Annotated in this window: 24 protein-coding genes; all 24 read left to right on the top strand. The window is 46.0% G+C overall.

Annotated elements, in window-relative coordinates:
• The first annotated feature begins 142 nt into the window (after positions 1 to 142).
• The 24 genes from ACE04G_RS21175 to ACE04G_RS21060 all read left to right on the top strand — a co-directional run bounded on the left by ACE04G_RS21175 (position 143) and on the right by ACE04G_RS21060 (position 25713).
• Complete coding sequence (locus ACE04G_RS21175; protein WP_047842504.1) at positions 143 to 1138, top strand: polysaccharide deacetylase family protein; 996 nt, start codon at positions 143 to 145, stop codon at positions 1136 to 1138.
• Positions 1139 to 1237: 99 nt separating this feature from the next.
• A complete protein-coding gene (locus tag ACE04G_RS21170) occupies positions 1238 to 2521 on the top strand; it encodes a M16 family metallopeptidase (RefSeq protein ID WP_062833834.1) in 1284 nt (427 codons plus the stop codon).
• Positions 2481 to 2927, top strand: coding sequence for a dUTP diphosphatase (gene dut, locus ACE04G_RS21165; RefSeq protein WP_221824149.1), 447 nt, complete (start codon positions 2481 to 2483; stop codon positions 2925 to 2927). The genes ACE04G_RS21170 and dut overlap by 41 nt, the downstream gene beginning before the upstream one ends.
• A 157-nt stretch (positions 2928 to 3084) precedes the next feature.
• Positions 3085 to 3984 (top strand): dipicolinate synthase subunit DpsA, encoded by a 900-nt coding sequence (gene dpsA, locus ACE04G_RS21160; RefSeq protein ID WP_076208873.1) that lies wholly within the window; start codon positions 3085 to 3087, stop codon positions 3982 to 3984.
• Entirely contained in the window at positions 3981 to 4577 is a 597-nt protein-coding gene (locus ACE04G_RS21155; RefSeq protein WP_076208872.1) for a dipicolinate synthase subunit B, read from the top strand. Before dpsA ends, ACE04G_RS21155 begins: the two co-directional genes overlap by 4 nt.
• A 303-nt stretch (positions 4578 to 4880) precedes the next feature.
• Positions 4881 to 6098 (top strand): aspartate kinase, encoded by a 1218-nt coding sequence (dapG, locus tag ACE04G_RS21150; RefSeq protein WP_017689129.1) that lies wholly within the window; start codon positions 4881 to 4883, stop codon positions 6096 to 6098.
• A 47-nt stretch (positions 6099 to 6145) separates the two neighbouring features.
• Positions 6146 to 7024, top strand: a complete 879-nt coding sequence (gene dapA, locus ACE04G_RS21145; protein ID WP_221824148.1) for a 4-hydroxy-tetrahydrodipicolinate synthase — start codon at positions 6146 to 6148, stop codon at positions 7022 to 7024.
• A 476-nt stretch (positions 7025 to 7500) separates the two neighbouring features.
• Positions 7501 to 9180: a ribonuclease J gene (locus ACE04G_RS21140; RefSeq protein WP_076208870.1), complete on the top strand. Its 1680-nt coding sequence runs from the start codon at positions 7501 to 7503 to the stop codon at positions 9178 to 9180.
• A gap of 221 nt (positions 9181 to 9401) precedes the next feature.
• On the top strand, positions 9402 to 10175 hold the full coding sequence (locus tag ACE04G_RS21135; RefSeq protein ID WP_223869123.1) for a ClpP family protease: 774 nt from the start codon (positions 9402 to 9404) through the stop codon (positions 10173 to 10175).
• Positions 10172 to 10402, top strand: a complete 231-nt coding sequence (locus tag ACE04G_RS21130) for a YlzJ-like family protein (protein ID WP_221824146.1) — start codon at positions 10172 to 10174, stop codon at positions 10400 to 10402. Before ACE04G_RS21135 ends, ACE04G_RS21130 begins: the two co-directional genes overlap by 4 nt.
• Positions 10403 to 10492: 90 nt before the next feature.
• The gene (locus ACE04G_RS21125) at positions 10493 to 13231 is read left to right on the top strand and encodes an FtsK/SpoIIIE family DNA translocase (protein WP_449004590.1); all 2739 of its coding nucleotides are present in this window, start codon (positions 10493 to 10495) and stop codon (positions 13229 to 13231) included.
• 198 nt (positions 13232 to 13429) lie between these two features.
• On the top strand, positions 13430 to 14257 hold the full coding sequence (gene sleB / locus ACE04G_RS21120; protein WP_047842506.1) for a spore cortex-lytic enzyme: 828 nt from the start codon (positions 13430 to 13432) through the stop codon (positions 14255 to 14257).
• Between the two features lie 126 nt (positions 14258 to 14383).
• Positions 14384 to 15664 carry an EF-P 5-aminopentanol modification-associated protein YfmF gene (gene yfmF / locus ACE04G_RS21115; RefSeq protein WP_449004589.1) on the top strand — a complete coding sequence of 427 codons (1281 nt, stop codon included), beginning with the start codon at positions 14384 to 14386 and terminating at the stop codon, positions 15662 to 15664.
• Between the two features lie 3 nt (positions 15665 to 15667).
• Positions 15668 to 16948, top strand: coding sequence for an EF-P 5-aminopentanol modification-associated protein YfmH (gene yfmH / locus ACE04G_RS21110; protein WP_339184118.1), 1281 nt, complete (start codon positions 15668 to 15670; stop codon positions 16946 to 16948).
• Between the two features lies 1 nt (position 16949).
• Positions 16950 to 17720 (top strand): elongation factor P 5-aminopentanone reductase, encoded by a 771-nt coding sequence (gene ymfI / locus ACE04G_RS21105; protein WP_339184120.1) that lies wholly within the window; start codon positions 16950 to 16952, stop codon positions 17718 to 17720.
• 164 nt (positions 17721 to 17884) lie between these two features.
• Positions 17885 to 18148: a DUF3243 domain-containing protein gene (locus tag ACE04G_RS21100; RefSeq protein ID WP_076208865.1), complete on the top strand. Its 264-nt coding sequence runs from the start codon at positions 17885 to 17887 to the stop codon at positions 18146 to 18148.
• Between the two features lie 197 nt (positions 18149 to 18345).
• Positions 18346 to 19113: a DUF3388 domain-containing protein gene (locus tag ACE04G_RS21095; RefSeq protein ID WP_047842510.1), complete on the top strand. Its 768-nt coding sequence runs from the start codon at positions 18346 to 18348 to the stop codon at positions 19111 to 19113.
• Between the two features lie 66 nt (positions 19114 to 19179).
• On the top strand, positions 19180 to 20229 hold the full coding sequence (locus tag ACE04G_RS21090) for a RodZ domain-containing protein (RefSeq protein WP_339184124.1): 1050 nt from the start codon (positions 19180 to 19182) through the stop codon (positions 20227 to 20229).
• A gap of 73 nt (positions 20230 to 20302) precedes the next feature.
• Complete coding sequence (locus tag ACE04G_RS21085) at positions 20303 to 20467, top strand: hypothetical protein (RefSeq protein WP_167350848.1); 165 nt, start codon at positions 20303 to 20305, stop codon at positions 20465 to 20467.
• Positions 20468 to 20622: 155 nt separating this feature from the next.
• Positions 20623 to 21114 carry a YajQ family cyclic di-GMP-binding protein gene (locus ACE04G_RS21080; RefSeq protein ID WP_017689115.1) on the top strand — a complete coding sequence of 164 codons (492 nt, stop codon included), beginning with the start codon at positions 20623 to 20625 and terminating at the stop codon, positions 21112 to 21114.
• A 320-nt stretch (positions 21115 to 21434) separates the two neighbouring features.
• Entirely contained in the window at positions 21435 to 22022 is a 588-nt protein-coding gene (gene pgsA, locus ACE04G_RS21075; RefSeq protein ID WP_221824136.1) for a CDP-diacylglycerol--glycerol-3-phosphate 3-phosphatidyltransferase, read from the top strand.
• Between the two features lie 107 nt (positions 22023 to 22129).
• Positions 22130 to 23386, top strand: a complete 1257-nt coding sequence (locus ACE04G_RS21070; protein ID WP_405132047.1) for a competence/damage-inducible protein A — start codon at positions 22130 to 22132, stop codon at positions 23384 to 23386.
• Between the two features lie 243 nt (positions 23387 to 23629).
• The gene (recA, locus tag ACE04G_RS21065; RefSeq protein ID WP_036609261.1) at positions 23630 to 24694 is read left to right on the top strand and encodes a recombinase RecA; all 1065 of its coding nucleotides are present in this window, start codon (positions 23630 to 23632) and stop codon (positions 24692 to 24694) included.
• 281 nt (positions 24695 to 24975) lie between these two features.
• Complete coding sequence (locus ACE04G_RS21060) at positions 24976 to 25713, top strand: regulatory protein RecX (protein WP_076208863.1); 738 nt, start codon at positions 24976 to 24978, stop codon at positions 25711 to 25713.
• Positions 25714 to 25871 lie beyond the last annotated feature (158 nt).

Below are 25871 nucleotides of genomic sequence, written 5' to 3'. Positions count from 1 at the left end.
TGAATGAAGAGACAGAATGTGAATTTCTGGCTCTTTTTTTAACGTTTAAATACGTAAAGCAAGGATGAAAACATGGCTTAGCATTCATATTCTTGCCCTTGTCCTCATATGATGGGGACAAAGACGGCGGGAGGATGGAGCTGTGGGAAACCAATCCAAAAAGCTGGCGGCTGTTCTGGCGGGTGTGACTGCGGTCATATTGATCGGACAAGTTGGCAGTGTACGTACATACATTACGGAGATCCGTGATGGGCCAGGTACGCAAAATGCTTTTGACATGTTTAAGGAAGCAACTGGAGAAGATGCGCTGTTGTCTGCGATTCGGGATAAAGCGGCTGAAACGAAAATTGCTCCGGTGAATGCCAGAGTGGATCGGGTATGGAAAGCAATTCCTGGTTATAATGGCATGGAGATTGATGTGGAAGCGACATACCGTAAGGCGCTGAGTGGAACGTTGAATACCAAAATAGCGTATGTCTACCGTCAGATTGAGCCGGAGATTCAGCTTAAAGATTTGGGTGCACATCCGATCTATCGGGGAAATGCAAACAAACCGATGGTTTCTTTTATGATTAATGTGGCCTGGGGGAACGAATACATTAAACCGATGCTGGATACGCTCGATGCCGAGAAAGTGAAGGCTACTTTTTTTCTGGATGGAAGTTGGTTAAGCAAAAACGTTGAACTGGCCAAAGAAATTCAGAAGCGTGGGCATGAGATGTCCAATCATGCGTATTCTCACCCGAATATGAGTCGATTGAGCGCAGAACGGGCCAAGCTGGAAATTAGCAAAACCCAGGATCTGCTCCATAAAACACTGGGTGTAGAGAATCGTTGGTTTGCTCCGCCTTCCGGTGACTTTAATCAGAAGACCGTTGACATTGCTTCATCCATGGGGCTGCAAACCGTGTTATGGACAGTAGATACTGTGGATTGGCGTAAGCCAAGCCCGGATGCCGTTGTTGCTAAAATTGCAAAAAATACCGAGGCAGGCACGTTAATTCTAATGCACCCTACAGCTGCTTCTTCGGGAGCTTTAAAGGGCATGATTCAATCCATACGGGCCAAAGGTCTGGTGCTCGGAACAGTAAGTGAGACGTTGTCTTCGGAACGTGTAAATACGTCTGCGGTTGAGTGAACGTTGTTTTTTTGTTAATATCAAACAGTTGGAACCAAATGTCGATTTCAATTTCAAGGTTGAGATCAAGGCAATTATAGAGATGTAGGAGGGCCAACCATGAAAAAAATTCAGCTGGGCAATGGCCTCAGAGTTGTCATGGAACAGATACCGACCTGCCGTTCTGTGTCTTTCGGAATATGGGTCAAGACAGGTTCGCGCAATGAGCAACCTGCAAGTAACGGAGTATCACATTTTATTGAACACATGTTGTTCAAAGGAACAGATCGTTATGATGCCAAGGCGATTGCAGAGCAGTTCGATGCGATTGGCGGTAATGTGAATGCGTTCACTTCCAAAGAATACACGTGTTATTATGCTAAAGTGTTGGATGAACATTTGCCGATTGCGGTTGATGTATTGTCTGATATGTTTTTCCGCTCCAAAATGGATGATGGTGAATTGATCAAGGAGAAAAACGTCATTCTGGAAGAAATCTCAATGTATGAAGATACGCCGGATGATATGGTTCATGATCTGATGGCCTTGGCCGCCTATGGTGAGCATCCACTCGCATACCCAATCCTGGGTACGGAAGAACGTCTCAAAGCGATGGATTCCAGTCATCTGCGTGCATATATGAAGGAGCACTACACGATTGAGAACACGGTCATTAGTATCGCGGGTAATATTGATGACAGTGTAATCGATCTGATGGAGAAGCATTTTGGTGCTTTTGATGTAAATGGGGTAACGGAAGCAGTCACGATGCCAGCCTTCCAAAGTGGACAGCTCTTTCACAAAAAGAAAACGGAACAGAATCATATCTGTATTTCGTTCCCGGGCTGTAAAATCGGAGATCCGCTGCAATTCGCTATGGTTGTTCTGAATAACGCCATTGGTGGAGGCATGAGCTCCAGACTGTTCCAGGAAATTCGTGAGAAACGGGGTCTTGCGTACTCCGTGTATTCCTATCATAGCTCTCATGCGGACAGTGGACTTTTCACGATATACGCGGGTACAGCACCGAAACAGACCAAAGAAGTGCTTGACCTGACCAAAGAGGTTCTGCGCGACCTGGCTGTAAACGGCTTGTCCGAAGATGAACTTCGTAAAGGAAAAGAACAGCTGAAAGGCAGCTTGATTCTGAGCTTGGAAAGCACAGGCAGTCGCATGAATCGTTTGGGTAAAAACGAACTCATGCTGGGCAGACACCATACGCTGGATGAGATGATCACCAAAATTGAACAAGTTACCATGGACGATATTAACGCGGTACTTGATCTGATGTTTGCTGAGCCTTTTGCACTTGCTATGGTTGGCGCTTCAGATAAGACGATCGCTGGATTGAGAAGGGATGATTTTGTTGCATTACGTTCAAATACAGAAACTGCCGGGCAATGAAGATATTAAACTGCCTCAAAAAATGTCGGAGCTGGCATCCGGCTTTGATGTAGTAGCTGCACTTCAGGAAGATGTTGTATTGCACCCGGGTCAGCGTACGCTGATTCCTACCGGACTTGCGATGGCAATGCCAGCTGGATTGGAAGCACAGATCCGTCCTCGGAGCGGACTGGCATTCAAACATGGCATTACCTGCCTTAACACACCGGGGACCATTGATGCGGATTATCGCGGAGAAGTTAAAGTGCTGTTGATTAATCTGGGTCAGGAACCGTTCACGATTGTACGGGGAGAGCGCATCGCACAGATTGTCTTCCAGACCGTGCCTGCGGTTGAATTGACGGAAGTGAATGAACTTTCGGAAACGGTACGTGGCGAAGGCGGATTTGGTCATACCGGGAAATAAGCAGCGTAAATATACCCATTCTTTAGAGTCGTCCCTGACAGGGGCGGCTCTTTTTTACATTCGAGAAACGGACGGTGGAATGCAATTATTGTTTTCACCCCCCTGTGGGCCCTTGCATACGATAAGGCATACATGTGGTGAAAGGAGTGACGTCCCGATGCTGACCGGAGTCCGGATTGTAGTCCTGGGCGGAGATGCGCGGCAGCTTGAAGTCATTCAAAAGTGCGCTGAGCTGGATGCAACGGTAAGTGTGGTGGGTTTCGATAAAATAGAGCGTTCCATTCCAGGGATTGAGCACCAGGAACTGGAGGACGAAGTGTTTGCTTCCGCAGATGTACTGGTACTGCCTGTCGTCGGTTGCGATGATCAGGGGAAAGTAAGTACTTCATTCAGTGACACACCGATCTATTTGAAAAAGGAACATATTGCAGCATTACCAGAGCATTGTATTGTGTTCACAGGTATGGCAAAGCCGTTCCTGCGCGAACTTTGTCTTGAAAATGGGCTGCGACTTGTTGAAGTACTTGATCGTGATGATATTGCACTTTACAACTCTATTCCAACAGCTGAGGGAGCCATCGCCATAGCTATTCGGGAGACGGACTTCACAATCCATGGTTCGGAATGCATTGTGCTTGGCATTGGTCGAACAGGATTCACAATGGCCAAAACATTGCAGGGACTTGGAGCAAATGTACGGGTGGGAATCAGGCGGGAAGAGGATGCTGCCCGCGCTACAATAATGGGCTGGAAGCCTTTCATGACAACGGATTTGGCCGCTCAAACCGGGGAAGTTGACTTGCTTTTTAATACGATACCGACTATGATAATCACAGCACAAATCCTGTCCAGAATGCCGCAAAAGGCTGTCATTATCGACCTCGCATCCGCTCCTGGCGGCTGTGATTTCAGGTATGCTGACAAACGCGGTATCAAAGCGCTACTTGCGCCTGGCCTCCCCGGCATTGTTGCTCCCAAAACGGCTGGCGGCATTATTGCCGACGCGTTGATCCGTTTGCTTTTGGAAGAACAGAACGCACGGGAGGTTAAATCATGAACTGGCAGGGAAAAACGGTAGGTTATGCAATTACGGGTTCTCATTGTACGTTTGAAGAGGTTATGCCGGTAATTAGCCGCTTCGTAGCTGAAGGTGCCAACGTCATTCCGATTATTTCGAATTCGGTTCTGACGACGGATACACGCTTTGGTACGGCGCAAAATTGGCAAAAACAGTTGAAAGATATAACAGGTAATGATATCATTTCTACAATTGTTGAAGCGGAGCCATTAGGGCCTTCCAAGTTGCTTGATGTGCTGGTGATTGCTCCATGCACAGGGAATACAACAAGCAAGCTGGCTAATGCGATGACCGACAGTCCAGTGCTAATGGCCGCCAAAGCGCAGATGCGCAATCAGCGTCCGCTTGTGCTCGCGATTTCCACGAATGACGGTCTGGGCTTGAATGCTGCGAATATCGCCAAATTGCTCGTGGCCAAATATTTGTATTTTGTGCCATTTGGGCAGGACGATCCAATGAAAAAACCAAACTCGTTAGTCGCCAAAATGGAATTGATTCCAGAGGCTTGCTGGAGTGCTCTTGAGGGCAAACAGTTGCAGCCGATGATTGTGGAGCGTTCTTCACAGGCTTGATGGAACAATGATTCGGTGACAACGTTTATGCGCTTGGAGAAATGAAGGGGTTCGAGAGACAAAGAAAATCATGGGGGACGATATGCTGGATTGAACAGCTACTATGTCCACGTTCCTGTATATAAGGCATTCCTGCTTGCGGGCAGTACAGGTTAAGCAAGCGGGAGAGGTCTATTGTGAATGTATGCGTCATGACCTCGTATAAAATGCTGAAATTATCGCATCAGAACGCTCCCTAGAGTGATCCATTTGTTGATTTGACCCGTGTCCAGTCTTCTTGCGTACACAAATGGAGGAATAAAGATGCGTATCATGGTACAGAAATTCGGAGGCACGTCTCTCTCCACTGTTCAGGCGAGAGAGCATGTGCTCCGTCACGTTAAACGTGAACTTGAAGCAGGATTGAGTCTGGTCATCGTTGTGTCTGCGATGGGCCGCCGCGGCGAGCCATATGCGACTGATACATTGCTGGACTGGGCTGCACAGAACGGAAACGCACTATCCGCACGCGAAAAGGATTTACTGCTGTGCTGTGGTGAAATCATATCTGCGACAACGTTGAGCAGTTTACTCGAACATGAAGGCATTCCAACTACAGTGCTGACCGGCGCACAAGCAGGTTTTGTGACGGACGACAATTTCGGGAATGCCCGGATATTGGATGTCCGTCCTGTTCGTGTGTTGGAGCAGCTTCAGCTCGGCCGTGTCGTTGTTGTAACCGGATTCCAGGGGCAGACAGAGAACGGAGACTTCACGACACTGGGTCGTGGGGGAAGTGATACGTCTGCTACAGCTCTCGGTGCAGCATTACGTGCTGAAATGGTGGATATCTACACAGATGTGAACGGGATACTTACCGCTGATCCGCGAATTGTTGAGGATGCACGTCCACTGACTGTTGTGAGTTATGCAGAGATCTGTAACATGGCCCACCACGGGGCCAAGGTAATCCATCCACGTGCGGTTGAGATTGCGATGCAATCCCAAATTCCAGTGCGGGTAAGATCTACTTTTGCAGACACGGAAGGAACGCTGGTTACGCATCCGGAAGGATTTCAGGATGTGCAGACAGGCATTGTTGACCGTTATGTAACAGGCATCGCCTACGTGAGCAATGTAACGCAAATTACGGTGGATGTGCCTGGTGGTGCAGATCGATTGCAACTTAAAGTGTTCAAAACCATGGCAGAGAATTCAATCAGTGTTGATTTTATTAATGTTACCCCCTCGGGAGTTGTCTATACGGTTTTTGACAGTGATTCCGAGAAAGCCATACAGGTATTGCAGGAGATAGGTCTCAAGCCACAAAGCTTGTCCGGTTGTGCCAAAGTGTCCGTCATTGGCGGAGGCATTAATGGTGTACCTGGAATTATGGCTCGAATCGTGGAGTCCTTGACACTGGCAGACATTCAGATCCTGCAATCGGCAGATTCGAATACAACGATCTGGGTACTCGTAAAAAAAGAAGATATGGTTCAGGCCCTGAGGGCACTTCACGCCTCATTCGAACTTCATTTGTAAATAACTGAAGTTAGAGGAGCCAAACCTGTTTTGAAGGAGGAATCGAATTGGACTTTGGAAGATTGATTACAGCAATGGTCACTCCGTTCAATGAACAAGGAGAGATTCATTGGGAGGAAACGGCACGTCTAATCGACTATCTGATTGCAGATCAAAAGTCGGAGACGCTTGTGGTTTCTGGAACAACAGGGGAGTCTCCAACACTTAGTGATACTGAGAAAGTTCAATTATTCGAATTTGCAGTGAAACATGCGGCCGGTCGGTGCAAAATTATAGCCGGAACGGGAAGCAATAACACGGCACATTCCATCCATTTGACACAGGAAGCTGAACGTGCCGGAGTGGATGGCATATTGTTGGTTGTTCCGTATTACAACAAACCTAGCCAAGAAGGTTTGTTCAAACATTTTGAAGCGATTGCAGGCTCCACCAAGCTGCCAATTATGCTCTACAACGTGCCTGGGCGGACTGTAACCAGCCTGTCAGCAGCGACAACACTTCGTCTTGCGCAGATACCTAATATCGTCGCTACGAAGGAATGTGCGTCTATGGAGCAGGTTACGCTGATTGCAGCAAGTGCTCCAGAGAATTTCAGAGTCTATTCCGGTGATGATGCTTCAGGCTTACCAGCGATTGCGGTTGGAGCACATGGAATTGTCAGTGTGGCCAGTCATGTCGTAGGGGCAGAAATGAAGAAAATGATTGACGCCTTCTATGGCGGAGCACCTCTTGAGGCTGCTCAGATTCATCAGCAGTTGTTCCCAGTGTTCAAAGGCCTGTTTGAGTGTCCACAGCCTCTACCAAACCCGGTAGCGGTGAAATATGCGCTGACATTGCGTGGTCTAGACGTTGGTTCTGTACGATTGCCCCTTATTCCACCAACGGAAGAGGAGCAGGTTTATATCAAAGGTTTGCTTAATTTGTAATCATTTTGGCTGCATAAGGACTATTTTATTAATCATGGGAATATTCTTCAGATCAGCAAAAGAACCGCTCCTCTTCGTCGAGGCTGCGGTTCTTTTTTTTACGAGTATTGTGAGGTTTCTTTTCGAATGCTAAGGGGAAACCTACAGGTTAACGAGAGAGTGACTTGTTTTTTTTGTTTTTAATCATGTATAATGATGTCAAGTGACTGGGTGCGGTATTTTTTTGAAATTGAAAGCGACATCGTTTCGTGGTGTAGCTTTGCGGTGAAAAAGGAAGGAACGGCTAAGAGGGAATTTCAAATCCAACTTGTTGGTCAAAGGGAATAACTTCGAAGAACTTCTTCCAAATATCGTGAATAAAGGTGTTCTTTTGCATTCATCCCGATAGGTGGGTATGTGATGTATGGACTACTTTTCTTAACTTACAATAAATAATAAGGTACGACGTCCAACTACCATAGGAGGTTTAGATTCATTTGTCTAAGAAAAATAATAACGATAAACTGATGATTTTTGCTTTGGGCGGCGTAGGCGAGATTGGTAAAAATATGTACGTCATCCAATACGCCAACGACATTGTAGTCGTAGATGCTGGTCTTAAATTCCCGGAAGAAGATATGCTTGGTATTGATATTGTCATCCCTGACATTTCTTACCTGACTGAGAACCGTGACAAAGTAAGAGGAATTATCCTTACTCACGGACATGAGGATCACATTGGTGGTCTGCCATATGTTCTCAAACATCTGAATGTTCCTGTATACGGAACAAGACTTACGCTTGGACTTGTAGAAAACAAGTTGAAAGAAGCGAATCTGCTGGGTGAAACAAAACGTATTCTGATTGATGCTGATTCCGAGATCCAACTTGGATCTGTTCTGAAAGCATCGTTCTTCGCTACTAACCATAGTATTCCGGATTCTGTTGGTGTATGTGTCGAAACACCGGAAGGTGCAGTTGTTCACACAGGTGACTTCAAATTCGACCATACTCCAGTCAATGGTCAATATGCAGATCTTCAGCGTATGGCACAGATCGGAACAAATGGCGTGTTAGCGCTGTTGTCCGACAGTACAAACGCTGAGAAACCTGGATTCACACCATCGGAGAAAAATGTGGGTATCGTTCTGGAAGATATCTTCCGTAAAGCTAGTCAACGTGTTGTTGTAGCGACATTTGCTTCCAACGTACACCGTATCCAACAAGTGATCAATGCAGCAGAAGTGACTGGACGTAAAGTTGCAGTTATCGGACGCAGCATGGTGAATGTGGTTGGTATTGCTTCAGAACTGGGTTATCTTGAGATTCCGGATGGCATGATCATTGAACCTGAAGAAGTAGGTAAGATGGCAGCTGATCGTGTCGTAATTCTCTGTACAGGAAGTCAAGGAGAGCCAATGTCAGCACTGACACGTATGGCTCGTTCCACACACCGTAAAGTGGACATCCTGCCAGGTGATACCGTTATTATCGCAGCAACACCAGTTCCAGGTAATGAAAAATATGTAGGCCGTACGATTGATGAACTGTTCCGTCTGGGTGCTAACGTGCATTACAGCGGTGCTAACAGTGGCGTCCACGTATCTGGTCATGGTAGCCAGGAAGAGCTGAAACTGATGCTCAACCTGATGAAACCGAAATTCTTCTTGCCAATTCACGGTGAATTCCGTATGCAGCGTCGCCACGCGGTTCTTGCTGAATCTGTAGGGGTAGAACCTGAGAACATTTTCATCACGGATATCGGTGAAGTGATTGAAATTCAAGGTGGAGCAGCACGTAGAGCGGGTAAAGTTACTGCAGGTAATGTGTTGATCGATGGCTTGGGTGTAGGCGATGTGGGTAACATTGTACTTCGTGACCGCAAATTGTTGTCACAAGATGGTATCCTTGTTGTTGTGGTAACCCTGAGCAAACAGGATGGAAAAATTGTTTCCGGTCCTGACATCATCTCTCGCGGATTTGTGTATGTACGTGAATCGGAAGGACTACTGGATGAGGCCAACCGGATCGTTAGCAGCACATTGCAGAAGTTGATGAGTGAGAACGTTAACGAGTGGGCTTCACTCAAAACGAATGTTAAAGATGCATTGGGACGCTTCCTGTATGAGCAAACTCGTCGTAGACCGATGATTTTGCCAATCATTATGGAAGTTTAAAATAAGCTAAACAAAAACATATATTCAGGCACACAGTCGCCCCTTCTCTACGAGTAATATTGGACGGTTCCTCGTAGAGAAGGGGCTTTTTTTGCGTTTTCAGGAAGATCTGCAATAGGGTCAATATGTGAAGCAATTTGATGTAGCGGGTATAAGGCGGTTGGAAAAATCCCCATACTAAGGAAATACATTAAATGTTTCTGGAGAAGGGGATTATTGAAATGAATGAACGTATGAATGGCAAACAGGCGTCAAGATCCAATCAACCGGAAGTTGAAGCGCCGGAGATTCCGATTCAGGAGGACAAGGCCATCTCTCCCGTGACAGAGACTATTCAGCAATTTGGGCAGACACAGTCGCCTGCAGGTGAGTCGAATATTTTCTGTATGACCATTATTGGACAGGTCGAAGGGCATTTGATTTTGCCGCCACAAAATAAAACAACAAAGTATGAGCATATCATTCCACAGCTGGTGGCTGCGGAACAGAATCAGCGCATTGAAGGTATACTGATCATTTTGAACACGGTAGGTGGGGATGTAGAGGCGGGTCTGGCCATTGCAGAGATGATTGCTTCTCTAAGCAAACCTACGGTTACTGTGGTCATTGGAGGTGGGCATAGCATTGGAGTACCGATTGCTGTTGCTTCAACATATTCCCTGATTGCGGGAAGTGCAACGATGACGATCCATCCGATTCGGATGAACGGCCTTGTCATTGGTGTACCTCAAACGTTTGAGTATATGGAGAAAATGCAGGAGCGGGTTGTTCGGTTCGTGACTTCGCATTCGAATATCTCTGAAGAGATGTTCAAAGAACTAATGTTTAAGACCGGTGAGTTAAATCGGGATATTGGTACAGCTGTAGGAAGCGCAGATGCAGTGAAATATGGATTGATGGATGCGGTAGGCGGAATTGGACAAGCCATTGCTCAGTTAAATCAGCTCATAGGAGACAAGAGACAGACTCTGCAAGCGGGAGGTTACACCCAATGACATTATATACCGTGATGCCCCCTGAACAATTATGGTCAGGCATGTGGAAAGAGAGTGAAGATACGAGAGAGATCAAGATGAATGGATTATTAATGCAGGTGAGACCTGTTAATGACAATGAAGCCGTTATTGTACGTTTGCTGGATTGTCCACTTGAAGCCTATCTGAATCCTGCTAATATGCCCGGTTCGACCATTCCGCTTTCGGGTAACTTGGGACCAGCATAACGCGACGAATTCAGACAAATTGAGCAGAAAAAGAACATATGTACGGATTATATTTGTATGGTATAATATTCTTCTGGGGGTGACCTGATTTTGGCCAGAAGAAAAAAGAGGAAAAAAAAGGGCGCTGGTTTTAGTGGCGTTTTAAAATATGAAATTTACGGGATTGTGCTTATTACCCTTGCTGTCATAGCATTATCGGGTGAAGCCACCGTTGGACGTTCGCTTTCCAAGATGTTCGGACTGATGCTTGGTAAGTTTTATTTTGCGATTCCACTTGTTGGTATTTATTATGGTCTCATGGTGATGATTCACCGGAAATGGCCGAGTGGCTGGACCACACGCAAGACAGGACTTGTTTTGCTGGTCTTTGCTTTAACTCTCATGAGTACTGTTTCTGCAATGCACCAGAAGCTCATTCCGGTTGGTGCGCTTGAGCCTGGTGCTGTGATTACGCAGGTACATAATGATATGCAAACCGAGTTGCTAACCCCTGCTGCGCCAGGTGAGAGGGACTCCATGCTGAACAAGGACATCAGCGGTGGTTATCTTGGAGCTGGGCAATTTGCTCTTTTCCTGTGGCTGTTCGGCAGTCTTGGGGCGAGACTCATCATGATTGTCATGTTTATCATCAGTTTTATGCTGATTACAAGTCTATCTTATGTGGATCTGATTCGAATATTCCGAACCAAGATTTGGGATGCCGGGAGTTCGATGTACAAGAAGCTGGAGTCGAGGCCCTCTGCACGTTCTGCTTCAGCATCTGATGGAAGGAAGAAAGGTAACGCTCGTAAAGTGGTGCCTGTTCCTGTTGAAGATGACGAAGACGAGTATGAGGATGAATTAGAGGAACAGCATCTGCCAAAACGAAAAGCGCCCATATTCTTCCAACTTTTCGGAAAATGGGGAGCTAAACGGGAACAGGCGACATCAGGACGTGAAATGGATGAGGTCGATTCGGCAGAAACAGAACAGATTGTGTACCGCGCCGAACAAGATCACAATGTAGAGGCGTGGCAGGATGCGACCGAAGACGTAGTGAACAAATCAGCTTCATCACGTGTTCCTGTTCAGGCTAAACCTAACTCAGCGCCGATCATTCGAGACTTTTTCGAGCACGTCAGAACAGAAGAGGCAAGCATTGAAGATGATCTGGACGATGCTTATCCTTTCCCGGATAATCTGGCCGATCCAAACGTAGTACAACAGGACGAGCATGCCATTAAAATAACGGATGAACTGGTAGAGACGGAGTGGTCTGCATCCGATGCGGGTACAAACGGGATGAATGCTGTGGATGAGATTCAGAGTGGAGAAGAAGTACCTAATGATGCAATGCAGGGAACAGATACTCCAACTCCTGAAGGGCAGGACACACAACCGGTGAAACCACCACCGCCACCTCCTAAGCCGTACAAGCTGCCATCATTCCGTCTCCTTGCCAAGCCAAACAATGGGGGCAAGGCGGGTGACCAGAAGGATTATATGCAGACAGCACGCAAGCTGGAAGCTACACTGGAGAGTTTTGGTGTTCGTGCCAAAGTGCTTGAAGTGGTACGGGGCCCTGCTGTTACAAGGTATGAAATTCAACCTGATATTGGTGTTAAAGTCAGCAGAATTGTCAGCCTAACTGATGATATCGCGTTGGCTCTGGCGGCAAAAGATATTCGGATGGAAGCACCGATTCCCGGAAAGTCTGCGATTGGTATCGAAGTACCTAATGGTGAAGTATCGGTTGTAACGATGCGTGAAGTAATGGAGACAGCAACGTTCCAGGATGCAGAATCCAAAGTGACCATTGCCTTTGGCCGAGATATCTCGGGACAGACGATTATTGGTAACTTGGCTCGTATGCCCCATTTGCTGGTCGCGGGTGCTACAGGTTCCGGTAAGTCGGTGTGTATTAACGGAATTATTACCAGCATATTGTACAAAGCCAAGCCGGATGAAGTGAAGTTTCTGATGGTCGATCCCAAGATGGTTGAGTTGAACGTATATAACGGAATTCCACATCTGATGGCACCAGTAGTAACTGATCCTAAACGAGCGTCACTTGCTCTTAAAAAGATTGTGGTTGAGATGGAGAAACGATATGAACTGTTCTCCAAATCAGGCACACGTAACGTCGAGGGTTACAATAATCTGATGAAAGATAATCCTGCGGCTGTTCTGCCTTATATCGTTGTCATTGTGGATGAGCTTGCAGATCTGATGATGGTTGCAGCCGGAGATGTAGAGGATGCCATTGCACGACTTGCTCAGATGGCTCGTGCAGCCGGAATCCATCTAATTATTGCCACACAACGTCCTTCTGTTGACGTTATTACCGGGGTAATCAAGGCTAACATTCCATCGCGGATTGCCTTCGGCGTATCCTCCCAAGTCGATTCCCGAACGATTCTGGATATGGGTGGGGCTGAGAAACTGTTGGGCCGTGGAGACATGTTGTTCATGCCAATGGGCGCATCAAAACCGGTTCGTGTACAAGGTGCATTTATGAGCGATGAAGAAGTCGAGAATATTGTAAACTACGTACGTGGTCAAGGTGAAGCACAGTATGATGAGTCCCTTGTACCTGAAGTGGATGATTCCATTCAGGCAGCAGATGAAGTACAGGATGAGTTATATGAGCAAGCTGTACAGATTATTTTGGAGGCAAAACAAGCTTCAGTCTCCCTGTTGCAACGTCGTATGCGGGTTGGTTACACACGTGCAGCGCGTTTAATTGACTCCATGGAAGCCCGGGGTGTAATCGGTCCTTACGAGGGCAGCAAACCAAGGGAAGTACTGGTTTCACTTGAACAGTATCAGCAGAATAAAATAAGCTCGTAGTGTAACATATAACATGGATACAACGAATCGTTTAAGCCCTCAACCTCATTGGTTGAGGGCTTTTTGCTTGCTCAGCAGACTGAAGTTTTGCCATCTACTCCAAAGATCGGATGATTTGGTGCATAGGAAACAAGCAGGCTTGTCATAATAACCTTAGCGATTCTGTTAATCCCACAAGAGAAAGGTAGAGCACAGTCGATGCGAAAAATGAACCTATGGCTTTTCACTGCTATTTTGCTGATATCCGCATTGGGAATTCGTTATTTGCTTCCTGGGAATACAGCAACTGAAAGTTCAGCCGAGCGTACACCGCAGGTAGAAGAAAAGGCCTTGCCTACGTTTAGCAGCAATACAGTGAAATATGGAAGTTACGGTCAGGATGTATATGAGCTTCAGGGGCGTTTGAAGTACCTGGGATTTTACAATGGTAAAATCGACAGTAATTTTGGCAGCAGCACACTGAAATCCGTTAAATGGTTTCAATCCGAGTTTGGCATGAAGGCAGATGGTGTGGTTGGAGCTGAGACCAAGCTCAAGCTGTACAATGCGTCAACCAAATGGTCGCCAACAGAGCCGCCGCTACACAAGGAATCCTCAGGTGGGGGTGGAGGCAGCAACAATACGGCAGATAAAGAGCAAGATAATATGGGATCTGCCAATGCCCTTGGTCTCTCAGAGAATGAACTCAAGATTATGGCTAACGCTGTATATGGTGAAGCCCGGGGTGAACCGTTTGAAGGTCAAGTCGCAGTAGCAGCAGTAATTTTGAATCGCGTAAATTCACCAAGTTTTCCAAGTACACCTTCTGGTGTAATTTTTCAACCAGGTGCATTTACGGCTGTAGCGGACGGACAGATCTATCTGGAACCGAACGCACAAGCCAAAAAGGCAGTTGAGCAAGCCCTGAATGGATGGGATCCGTCCGGTGGATGTCTCTATTATTTTAACCCGAAGACAGCAACATCCAAATGGATCTGGACCCGTCCACAAGTGAAAACAATCGGACAGCATATCTTTTGTATGTGATGATGTTGGAAGCAACCAGAAGGCGTGACTTCGGTTGCTTCTTGCCTTTTGAATGGGTTAAAATGGTTGTTACGTTTAGCTTAATATGATTGCATGATAAATGACGCCGTAAAGGGGTTTTAACATTTGAATACATCAGGATTCGAACGAGGTAACAAGAGAGAGTTTCGTATACATGTGCTTCCGACTAAACGTTTTAAAACGTTTGCTATATCGTTATATGCAGGAGTTCCCTTACGGGAAGATACAGTAACCAAAGTAGCGCTGACACCTTTTGTTCTGCGACGCGGCACGGAGTCCTATCCGGAAACAACACAATTTCGTGAGCAACTGGAGCATCTGTATGGAGCGGGTTTTGGTTTTGATGTCTATAAACGCGGGGATTATCAGATTGTACAGTTCCGAATGGATACCATTAATGATTCCTTTGTTGGAGGGGATGAGCAGCTACTGGATCGTTCATTTGCCTTCCTTGGAGAGGTTCTTACACGACCTGCACAGGAGAATGGGCATTTCAGGACGTCTTATGTACAAGCAGAGCGAGAGACTGTTCGTAAAAAGCTGGAGTCTATCGTGAACGATAAAATGCGCTATGCCGCTGAACGCAGTATTGAGGAAATGTGTAAGAACGAGCCGTACCGTCTTCATCCACTGGGTGAGCGAAAAGATCTGCCCGGAATTGAGCCTGACACACTGACTGCGTCTTATCAGGAGTGGCTGCAACAAGCGAGTATGGATCTGTATGTGGTAGGGGATACGACACTGGAGGAGGTCGAGAACCTTGTTCAGCGTCATTTCAATGTAGATCGAACGTCCTCCTCTGATTATCAGACACAGGCAGCGGTTCGAGGAGATAAGGAAGTGGAGACCGTTGTGGAGCGACTGAATGTGAGTCAAGGAAAACTCAATATGGGACTCCGTACATCTATCACTTATGGAGATCCTCTGTATGCCGCAGCACTAATGTACAACGGGATTCTCGGTGGTTATCCTCATTCCAAACTGTTTGTAAATGTTCGTGAAAAGGAAAGTCTGGCGTATTACGCGTCTTCGAGATATGACGGACATAAGGGCATTGCAACGATTCAATCCGGGATTGAAATCCCTAATTATGAGAAGGCTGTCACTATCATCAAGCAGCAGCTGGAAGAAATGAAAAGTGGTACAATCAGTGATCTGGAAATGTCTCAGACCAAAGCAATGATCCGTAACCTGCTTAAGGAAATGCAGGATTCTGCTTTTGAGATGATCGCTTATGACTTCAATCGACAGTTGTCCGGCAAAGAGAGAACGGCTGAAGAACTGTTGGCTCAGGTAGAACATATTAGCAAGGAAGATGTACGTGAGGCGGCAGAACAATTCCGTCTGGATACGATTTATTTCTTGCGGGACGAGAAGGAGGAATAATCGGTGGAGAGCATTCGGTATGAGCATTTGCAGGAGACACTATATTACGAAGTAATGGATAACGGACTGCATGTCTATATTTTGCCTAAACCGGGATTCCAGAAAACGTATGCTACGTTTGCAACCAAGTATGGATCGGTGGATAATCATTTTCAGGTTGAAGGGCAGGAAGAAGTGAAGGTCCCGGATGGGATTGCTCATTTCCTGGAGCATAAAATGTTTGAAGAACCAACAGGTGATATTTTTGCAACATTTGCGTCTCATGGTGCTTCAGCTAACGCGTTTACGAGCTTTGATCAGACGGTTTATTTGTTTTCAGCGACCGAATATGTGAATGAAAATATACAAACATTAGTCGACTTTGTGCAAAATCCTTACTTCACGGATCAGAACGTGGAAAAGGAAAAAGGCATTATTGGACAGGAAATTGACATGTATGCTGATAATCCGGATTGGCGTGTTTATTTTGGATTGATTGAGGCCATGTATCAGAAACATCCGGTGCATATCGATATTGCAGGAACGGTGGAATCCATCCGTACAATCACCAAAGAGATGTTATATGAGTGTTATAACACCTTCTATCACCCGAGTAACATGCTCTTGTTTGTGGTGGGTGGTGTAGATCCACAGGAAGTCATTGATATGGTTCGATCGAACCAGAAGCAGAAGGATTATAAGCCACAGGGGAGTATTCAACGTTTCTTCGAACCGGAGCCTGAGCAGGTAGGAGAAGCCAGACGGGAAGCAAAACTGGCTGTTTCACTGCCCAAATGTCTGTTTGGATTCAAGGAGACGGACGTTGGTCTTACCGGAGAACAATTGTTACGGCGAGATATGACAACGCAGCTGATGATGGATCTTTTGTTTGGCTCAAGCACACGATTATTTCAGAAGCTTTACGATGAAGATCTGATCTCGGACAGCTTTGGACATGAGTATAACAGTTCACCGCAATATGCATTTTCAGCCATTGGTGGGGATACCAAAGACCCGGATCAACTGCTCGCGCGTATACGTGAAGAAGTGAATGCCATTGTAGAAAAAGGGTTCGAATCTAAGGATTTTGAACGTGCACGTAAAAAGAAAATAGGCGGATATTTGCGTATGCTCAATTCTCCGGAGAACATTGCGCATGAATTTACACGTCAGCAATTCCGTGGCGGTGATTTTTTCAATATGCTCCCGCTCTATGAATCGATTACACTGGAAGATGTAAATCTCAGACTGAGAGAGCATATTCGCTGGGATCAACTGGCTGTATCGCTAGTCGTGAGTCCTTGATATGGAGAGGGGAACAGGACAATTGAAGGCAATCGGGGAAATGACTGTACTGGTAACTGGCGCAAGCGGTGGCATTGGAGCGGCGATCGCAGAACGCTTCGCCAGAGTGGGAATGAATGTTGTTATACACTATATGAAATCGCATGAAGCAGCCAATGAAGCCGCCAGACGGTGTATGGAACAGGGGAATGGAAAAATCATGACCGTGTCTGCGGATCTTCGCAGCCGGGAACAGATTGAACGCATGCGTGAGAAGCTCGAGTCGCATAATCTCATGCCAGATATCCTTGTGAACAATGCAGGAATCTCGCATTATGGGATGTTGTCTGATGTTACAGAGGAGATCTGGGATGAAGTGATGGCGATTAATCTCAAAGGCACGTTTATGTGTACACAGGAAATGATGCCTCACATGATCTCTCAAAGGTATGGCCGAATCATTAATGTATCGTCGATCTGGGGACTGTCTGGTGCTTCTTGTGAGGTGCTGTATTCCACAACCAAGGGTGGGGTGAATGCATTCACCAAAGCGCTTGCGAAAGAACTCGCACCTTCCGGAGTAACCGTAAATGCCGTTGCTCCTGGTGCCGTTCAGACATCCATGCTGAATCATCTGGATCATAGTGAACTGAAGATGCTGGAAGAGGAAATTCCGGCAGGAAGACTTGCTCAACCTGATGAAATCTCATCACTGGTTTATTTTCTGGCCCTCCCTGAATCGGGTTATATCAATGGGCAGATCATCAGTCCAAATGGCGGTTGGTTAACGTAAGAAAAGCAAGAAAACTTGACTGGCTGTGAACGAAACAGGTGAAGGTTGCTGAGAAGCAGCCGTCTTCCGGATTATTTTCAAAATGTCCGTATATAAAATGCCTCGAAAGCACATATTACAACTGTTGATTTTAAATCTCAAGCGTCATCTAAGGAGGATTTATCATGTCAACAGAAAAAACAGTGCTCTCCAGTTTTGACACATGGAAGAAGTTCTTGGGTGACCGCGTACTGCAAGCAGAGAAGATGGGGATGAGTGAAGAAACCATCAACAAACTTGCGTATGAAATCGGCGACTTCCTTGATGAGAAAGTCGATCCGGCGAACCATTCCAACCGGGCATTGAAAGAGTTATGGGATGTCGGCGATGCAGATGAGCGTCGTACGATTGCGACCCTGATGGTCAAATTGGCCAAACAAAACGCATAAGATTACAGATGAAGAGCTCCCGCAAGGGGGCTTTTCTCTAATGATTACAAACGGATTACAGAGCTGTTCTTGTAATTCATTTTCATTTTATATATCATTAACGTGACCCATTTTTAGAAGATGTCTCAGATTGTTGTCCAGTGGACACGTTCTGTTGCTGTCGAATAATGTGGAATAATGCATTACGGGGTGTTGAAATGGAATCTAAACAATGGTACATGGAATATAAAATACATAAGAACAGACCTGGTTTGTTAGGCGATATTGCGTCTATGCTGGGGATGCTTGAAGTGAATATATTGACCATTAACGGTGTTGAAGGCAAAACTCGAGGCATGCTGCTTGAATCGGATGATGATGAAAAGATCCGTTTGCTTGGTGAAATGCTTGGCAAAGTAAACAGCATCACCGTCTCGGCTTTGCGTCAACCTAAATTGGTGGATATTCTGGCCGTGCGTCATGGCAGATACATTGACCGTGACTCGGATGATCGCAAGACATTTCGTTTCACACGAGATGAACTTGGGTTACTTGTGGACTTTTTGGGTGAAGTATTTAAGAGGGAAGGCAATCAGGTCATCGGTTTGCGCGGAATGCCTCGTGTTGGCAAAACGGAGTCTATTATTGCGGGCAGCGTATGTGCAATGAAGCGATGGACGTTTGTTTCCTCCACACTTCTTCGTCAGACGATAAGGAGTCAAATGTCCGAAGACGAATTGAACCCGAACAATGTGTTCATTATCGACGGAATTGTAAGTACGATTCGTTCAAGTGAGCGGCATTACAATTTGTTGCAGGATATTATGTCCATGCCTAGCACCAAAGTTATTGAACATCCGGATATTTTTGTTCAGGAATCCGAATATGATTTTAATGATTTTGATATTATAATTGAACTTCGCAACAATCCGAATGAAGAAATTATTTATGATACGTTTACGGCTAGCTACACCGATGAATTGTAAGGAACCGTACGGAATCATGGAATAGATTAGCAACAACTCAAGAGATAAACATAAGGAGGAGATGGCATGTCTGAACTGGGTCAGCAGTTAAGGGAGGCCCGGCTGCAAAAAGGGATGAGTCTTGACGATGTACAGGAAATGACAAAAATTCGCAAGAGGTATCTGGAGGCCATAGAAGCAGGAGACTATAAAGTGCTGCCGGGCAGCTTCTATGTGCGTGCTTTCATCAAAACCTATGCGGAGACTGTGGGACTGAACCCTGATGAGCTGCTGGAGGGACACAAAAAAGACGTACCCGCAGAAGAGACGGAAGCAACGATGGAACCGGTTATTCAGAAGCGTTCCAGCCGTCCGGTTGAGCGAAGTAATCGGTGGATGTCTGTTGCGCTGATGTGGACATTCCCTGTTTTGATCGTAGTGCTGTTGTATGTATACGTGGTGTATAACAATGGTGATGAATCAGATAATCAGGGGCTTGATTCAGTCAAAATTACAGACAGTCAACAACAGCCTGAAGATAAACCGGATCAACCTGCCGACAACGGACAGGCATCTAATCCGCCTGCGACAGATTCAGGTACTGACGGTACTGGTGAAGGCGACGCTGGCGGTAACGGTGGCGGTACTGACACAGAAGGACAGACGGACGGTCAAACTGATGGTCAAACGGACGGACAGACGGATGAAACTGAGGAAAAACCAACTGACAATTCACCGTCTAATGTGACTGTTGCAGAAGATGGGAAATCAGGGAATATTACGAACTTTAAAGTTAACGGTAGTGCAGGGCAACCTGTAACGGTTACGATCAAAGCAACAGGTAATAGCTGGCTGGAAGTGTATAAAGGCGAAAACTCCAGTGGAGAGAAGTTGGAGTATGGTAACACAGCCGAAGGTGACAGCTATACCTTTGAGTTGGATAGTGTAGGCATGTATATTAAGTCTGGTTACGCTGCAGCGACCACGATTGAAGTTGGCGGGCAAGTTGTTACGGATGGCAAGGCGACCAATCGGATCCGTTTGAAGCTTGGTGAAGACAGTAGTAGCACTACTTCTTCCACAGGTGTTGAAAATGGATCAACGGATGCTACAGGGGGTACCACGGGTAGCGAATAACCCGGTCAACTGCAGGAGACAATAATCGTGTCTTAACTTGCAGTTAACTTTTGGTGAAGTGAGGTGGATGGCTGTGACAGTCAGCTGGATCGTAACAGGTTTAGGGATCATTGTCAGCCTCCTGGGTTATTACCTGACTCCAAGTGCTTGGGGTTACGGAATATTGGGTTTTGGACTTGCACATGTACTTTTGGGTGTGCTCGATATGTTCAGACAGCCCAACCGCAGCCGCTATTAGTTGGAAGCTGGACCAGCAAAGCATTTTTGGCAGCCACTTCAAGTGGAAGCCAAAAATGCTTTTTTTCTTTGTGTAAACAGCTTGAAATTAGACTTTTGCTTAAGGTATCCTCTATAATGTTACAGAACATACGATTAACTGAAAGGGTGACTGGTTTGAGCTCAGAAAATTCATTTGATATCGTGTCCAAAATGGACTTGCAAGAACTGACAAATGCCGTTACACAAACCGAGAAGGAAATTGGCACTCGTTATGACTTCAAGGGCAGCAAGAGCAGCCTGAAACTGGATAAGGATGCGTTAACGATCGTATCTGATGATGAGACCAAACTCAAGGCTGTCATTGACGTGCTGCAATCCAAAATGGCGAAGCGTGGTCTACCATTGAAAAACATCGATTACGCAAAGGTAGAGCCAGCGTCTTCTGGTACAGTCCGCCAGCGTCTGAATTTTAAACAGGGGATTGATCAGGACATCGCCAAGAAAATCAATATCCTGATTCGGGATTCCAAGATGAAGGTGAAGAGTCAGATTCAGGGAGACCAACTCCGGGTAACTGGTAAGAGTAAAAATGATTTGCAAGCTGTCATGCAGCTGTTAAATGGTGCTAACCTGCCTCTGGATTTGCAATATACAAATTTCAAATAATATGGCCTTTCTGTAGCCAACGTGTTTTTTGACACGGTATTGGGCGTATATTATACTAAGTGTGCATTGCTGGCAGTCAAGCATCAAGTCCAGTCCTCATCGTTTGCTGACTTTGTGAAAAGCAGTACATCTTCTGGAAGTCACCGGAACGTTTAAAGCGTTTTGCTTTTAAGCGGTTGACTTTATTTTTTGCGTTTCTACATAGTGGGATCATGTTAATATGGATTGACATTGAAACTTGTACATTTCATGTTCCGGATGATGATAACGGGATTATGATGATTGTTTGGAGTAATGGAGGATATGAGGGAGGGCGTCTTGTGAATTTACCCAACCGGATTACGCTTGCACGAATTTGCTTAATCCCTTTTTTGATGGTGTTCCTGCTCGTGGATTTTCCATTTTATCCAGAGCCGTTGCAGCTTGGAAGCTTGTCGCTTCCGTATAATCAACTGATTGCTGCTGTTATTTTTATCATCGCCGCAAGCACAGATGGAATTGACGGATACCTTGCGCGGAAAAATAACATGGTTACCAATCTGGGGAAACTGCTCGATCCACTCGCAGACAAGCTGCTGGTTACTGCAGTTTTGATCTCGCTTGTGGAGATGGGCAAGCTGGATTCCTGGATTGCAGTTGTGATTATTAGTCGTGAATTTGCAGTTACCGGCTTGCGTCAAATTGCATTGCTGGATGGTTCAGTTGTTGCCGCCAGTGCTTGGGGCAAGCTGAAGACTGTAGTACAGATTGTGGCGATTGTGCTGTTGCTGTTGAACAATTTCCCGTTTTCATACACGGGTATTCACGTCGATATTATCGCGGTATGGGCAGCAGCGCTTATTACCATCTGGTCGGGTATCGATTACTTTATCAAAAACAAAAACCTGCTTCATTTTACAAAAGCATAATGGTTTGTTCTTAAATGGGTAATCATGAAGGAAGCATTGGGTCAGGGGCAATAGGAAATTATCCTATTGCCCTTTGATCACTCACCACGTGTACAGGAGGATGCTCAATGAAGGCAGAAATCATTGCAGTTGGCACAGAGCTACTGCTTGGACAAATCGTCAATACCAATGCCAGATACCTATCCCGTGAATTGGCTGCGATGGGGATCGATGTATATTTCCAAACGGTGGTTGGGGATAACCTGAACCGGCTTAGTGAAGCTATTCGCATTGCGCAGGGCCGTGCAGACGTTATTTTATTTTCCGGTGGCATCGGACCTACCCAAGATGATCTGACCAAGGATGCGCTCGCAGCTGTTCTTAACCGGAAACTGCATACAGATCGAATGGCTATGGACAAAATTGAGAGCTTTTTCGGAGATCGTAATGTGGACATGACAGAGAATAACCGACGTCAGGCGATCGTTATTGATGGCGGAACACCTCTGGCCAACGAAACAGGCCTTGCGGCAGGAAATGCGATTTCTGACAATGACAAATATTATGTTGTGATGCCTGGACCACCTAAAGAGTTGATTCCAATGTTTGAACAGGAAGTCAAACCTTGGCTGTTCCAGCATGTACTCACTGAAGAGATGCCGATCTATTCCCGAATGCTGAAATTCGCAGGTATTGGTGAATCTGCTCTGGAAGATCGACTTCTGGATCTGATTGACGCGCAGACAGACCCTACGATTGCTCCTTACGCGAGCGAAGGCGAAGTTACGGTACGTGTCTCCACAAAGGCTGCGAGTGAGGGAGAGGCGAAGCTGAAGCTGGATGCGATGGAGGTTCAGATTCGGGAGCGTTTGACAGAACATCTCTACGCGAACGAGGATGTGCCTATAGAGTACACGATTGTAACCATGATGTCTGACATGGGGCTGACGCTCAGCGCTGCTGAGAGCTGTACAGGAGGGCTTGTCATGCAAAGTCTGACCTCTGTACCCGGAAGCGCATCAATGCTCAAAGGTGGAATTGTTTGTTACTCCAATGAAATTAAAGAAAAGCTGCTGAATGTGCCTCATGATTATCTGGAAGGTGAAGATGCACCTGGGGCGGTAAGCCCTGAGGTTGCAAAAGTGCTTGCTGAGCAGATCCGCATGATTGGCGATGCTGATTTTGGCCTGGCTGTTACCGGTGTAGCTGGACCGGGATATTCGGAACGCAAACCACCCGGACTTGTCTTCATCGCTCTTGCTGAACGTGGAAAAGAGACGGAAATTCATGAGCTGCGTATTAATGGTAATCGCGAGACGGTTCGCATTCGTTCAGCCAAAGCGATTCTCTATCGCTTATGGCAAAAACTTGTGGCGATGGATTGATTAGTTAATAGCTTCGATTGCATTTACAGTTTCAAGCAAGTATAATTAAGGAAGACGGAAGAACCGTAGAATTAGGCTTTACAGCCTTGTTTACGGTTCTTTTTTCTGTTTAATGGAAAGTTTCCTTGAGGAAGAGGCGCCTCGGCCTTTACAAAAAAAACGAATGTATGTTCGAAAAAAAGCTTGGCAAACGTGTTAAAACAAGGTATCATTATCTTATAAACAGTAAAGGGTGTGAGCTTATTGTCAGACCGTCGTGCCGCGCTTGATATGGCGCTCCGTCAAATAGAGAAGCAATTTGGTAAAGGATCCATCATGAAACTGGGTGAGTCCACTCATATGAATGTGGAAATTATTCCCAGCGGTTCCTTGGCTTTGGATATTGCATTAGGAACAGGCGGCTTGCCTAAAGGCCGTATTGTTGAAATATATGGACCTGAATCCTCTGGTAAAACAACCGTAGCATTGCATGCTATCGCTGAAGTACAAAGAGCGGGTGGACAAGCTGCATTTATCGATGCCGAGCATGCTCTTGACCCACAATACGCAAGCAAACTTGGGGTTAATATTGATGAATTGCTTCTGTCTCAGCCAGATACGGGTGAGCAAGGGCTGGAAATTGCAGAAGCTCTTGTACGCAGTGGTGCAGTAGATATCGTCGTTATTGACTCTGTAGCCGCATTGGTTCCAAAAGCAGAGATTGAAGGCGAAATGGGTGATTCACACGTTGGTTTGCAAGCGCGTTTGATGTCTCAGGCGCTGCGTAAACTGTCTGGTGCAATCAGCAAATCCAAAACAATCGCAATCTTCATTAACCAGCTTCGTGAGAAAGTCGGCGTTATGTTTGGTAACCCGGAAACAACACCTGGTGGTCGTGCTCTGAAGTTTTATTCCACAGTACGTCTGGATGTGCGTCGTATTGAGAGTATCAAATCAGGCAATGACATGATTGGTAACCGTACTCGTATTAAAGTTGTGAAAAACAAAGTGGCACCTCCGTTTAAACAAGCGGAAGTGGATATCATGTATGGCGAGGGTATTTCGAGAGAAGGCAGTATCATTGACATTGGTACAGAGCTGGACATCGTTAATAAAAGTGGTGCATGGTACTCCTACGAAGGCGAGCGTTTAGGACAAGGTCGTGAGAACGCCAAGCAGTTCATGAAAGAGCATAAAGATATTGCTGACATCATTGAACAAAAAATTCGTGTAGCCAGTAACTTGGTTACTGCAGTTCCTGCGCCAACGAGTGAAGAGCAACAAAAAGAAGCAGCAGAAGAACAAGAATTGTTTGAAATCAACGAGTAATCTCTCAAAACCTCCCTTGTAGGGAGGATCCTGAGGGTGTTCCCCACTGGACTCCGTAAACTTATCTGATTGAGCTTGGATCAATCTGGATAATGGATTGTAGTGGGGTACTCGTGCTGTCCAACAGCCCCTGTCCCAATGGACAGGGGCTGTTGGCACGCTAACTGTGGAGTAAAGGCCGGGCAGAGTTCCCGGTCTTTTGTATTATTAGTGTTCTATGTCTTATGTGAAGATGTGCTTGGCGTAGTCAGAATGAAAATGTTATGAAAGGGGAGACCAGAATGGATCAACATGACGAGGATTTATATGAAGAAGCAGAACAGGACGGCCTATCCCAATTTCCGGACAACGAAGAACTGATTATTACACGTGTAGAACGAACGAAGAGCAGGCAAGCTCGTTATCGAATCACTTTTGGCATCCACTCCATTACGGTTCTTGAAGATGTGATGATTAAATACAGGATGACTCAAGGTAATACGTTTATGAAGAAGGATCTGGAGGAAATCATTGTAGCTGATGAGCGACAGCGGACGTATGCACAGTCTCTGCGTTTTTTGGAACATAAGCCACGTACGCGCCATGAATTAAGTCAGAAACTTCGTCAGAAGGAGTTTGCTGCACCTTTGATTGAAGAGGCGCTGGATCGGCTAGAGCGGGAGAACCTGGTGGATGACGATCTATTTGCGAAGGAATGGACAAGACAGCGTATGGAGGGCAAGCGGAAGGGAAAACTGTGGATAAGGCAAGAGCTGCGTCAAAAGGGCATTGCCAATGATCTCATTGTTGAGGCACTAGAAGGGATCAGTACAGATGCGGAATTTGAGACTGCCTTGAGTGCCGGACGCAAAAAATGGAATCAGGTCAAAGGGGACGTCAAAGAGAAGAAAAATAAAACGCTTCCCTTCCTAATGAGACGTGGTTTTTCAATGGATATGGTGCGCCGGGTCGTGAATTGTTTAATTGAAGAAGATGAGGCTGGGGACCCTGAAGATGACGAAGCGTTGTTATGGGATTAGCAGACTAGAGTCTCTATACTGCATTCTCTTGACAATTTCTTTCGTCAAATACTAAAATGGACATGAGTCTGTAAGAAATGGACAACCCTTTTTCCTTCCAAAAAAGCGGTTTCGGTTTCTTAAGATTTATACCATTCTTAATTATGGGTTCGCTGGAA

Source organism: Paenibacillus sp. AGC31, from assembly GCF_057334655.1.
This window is presented reverse-complemented; position numbering and strand designations above follow the sequence as displayed.

What these genes read in the sequence shown, in the direction of transcription:
- ACE04G_RS21170 (WP_062833834.1), top strand. Translation starts at nt 1,238, where the DNA reads ATGAAAAAAATTCAGCTGGGCAATGGCCTCAGAGTTGTCATGGAACAG.
- dpsA (WP_076208873.1), top strand. Translation starts at nt 3,085, where the DNA reads ATGCTGACCGGAGTCCGGATTGTAGTCCTGGGCGGAGATGCGCGGCAG.
- ACE04G_RS21155 (WP_076208872.1), top strand. Translation starts at nt 3,981, where the DNA reads ATGAACTGGCAGGGAAAAACGGTAGGTTATGCAATTACGGGTTCTCAT.
- dapG (WP_017689129.1), top strand. Translation starts at nt 4,881, where the DNA reads ATGCGTATCATGGTACAGAAATTCGGAGGCACGTCTCTCTCCACTGTT.
- ACE04G_RS21135 (WP_223869123.1), top strand. Translation starts at nt 9,402, where the DNA reads ATGAATGAACGTATGAATGGCAAACAGGCGTCAAGATCCAATCAACCG.
- ACE04G_RS21130 (WP_221824146.1), top strand. Translation starts at nt 10,172, where the DNA reads ATGACATTATATACCGTGATGCCCCCTGAACAATTATGGTCAGGCATG.
- sleB (WP_047842506.1), top strand. Translation starts at nt 13,430, where the DNA reads ATGCGAAAAATGAACCTATGGCTTTTCACTGCTATTTTGCTGATATCC.
- ymfI (WP_339184120.1), top strand. Translation starts at nt 16,950, where the DNA reads ATGGAGAGGGGAACAGGACAATTGAAGGCAATCGGGGAAATGACTGTA.
- ACE04G_RS21100 (WP_076208865.1), top strand. Translation starts at nt 17,885, where the DNA reads ATGTCAACAGAAAAAACAGTGCTCTCCAGTTTTGACACATGGAAGAAG.
- ACE04G_RS21095 (WP_047842510.1), top strand. Translation starts at nt 18,346, where the DNA reads ATGGAATCTAAACAATGGTACATGGAATATAAAATACATAAGAACAGA.
- ACE04G_RS21090 (WP_339184124.1), top strand. Translation starts at nt 19,180, where the DNA reads ATGTCTGAACTGGGTCAGCAGTTAAGGGAGGCCCGGCTGCAAAAAGGG.
- ACE04G_RS21070 (WP_405132047.1), top strand. Translation starts at nt 22,130, where the DNA reads ATGAAGGCAGAAATCATTGCAGTTGGCACAGAGCTACTGCTTGGACAA.
- ACE04G_RS21060 (WP_076208863.1), top strand. Translation starts at nt 24,976, where the DNA reads ATGGATCAACATGACGAGGATTTATATGAAGAAGCAGAACAGGACGGC.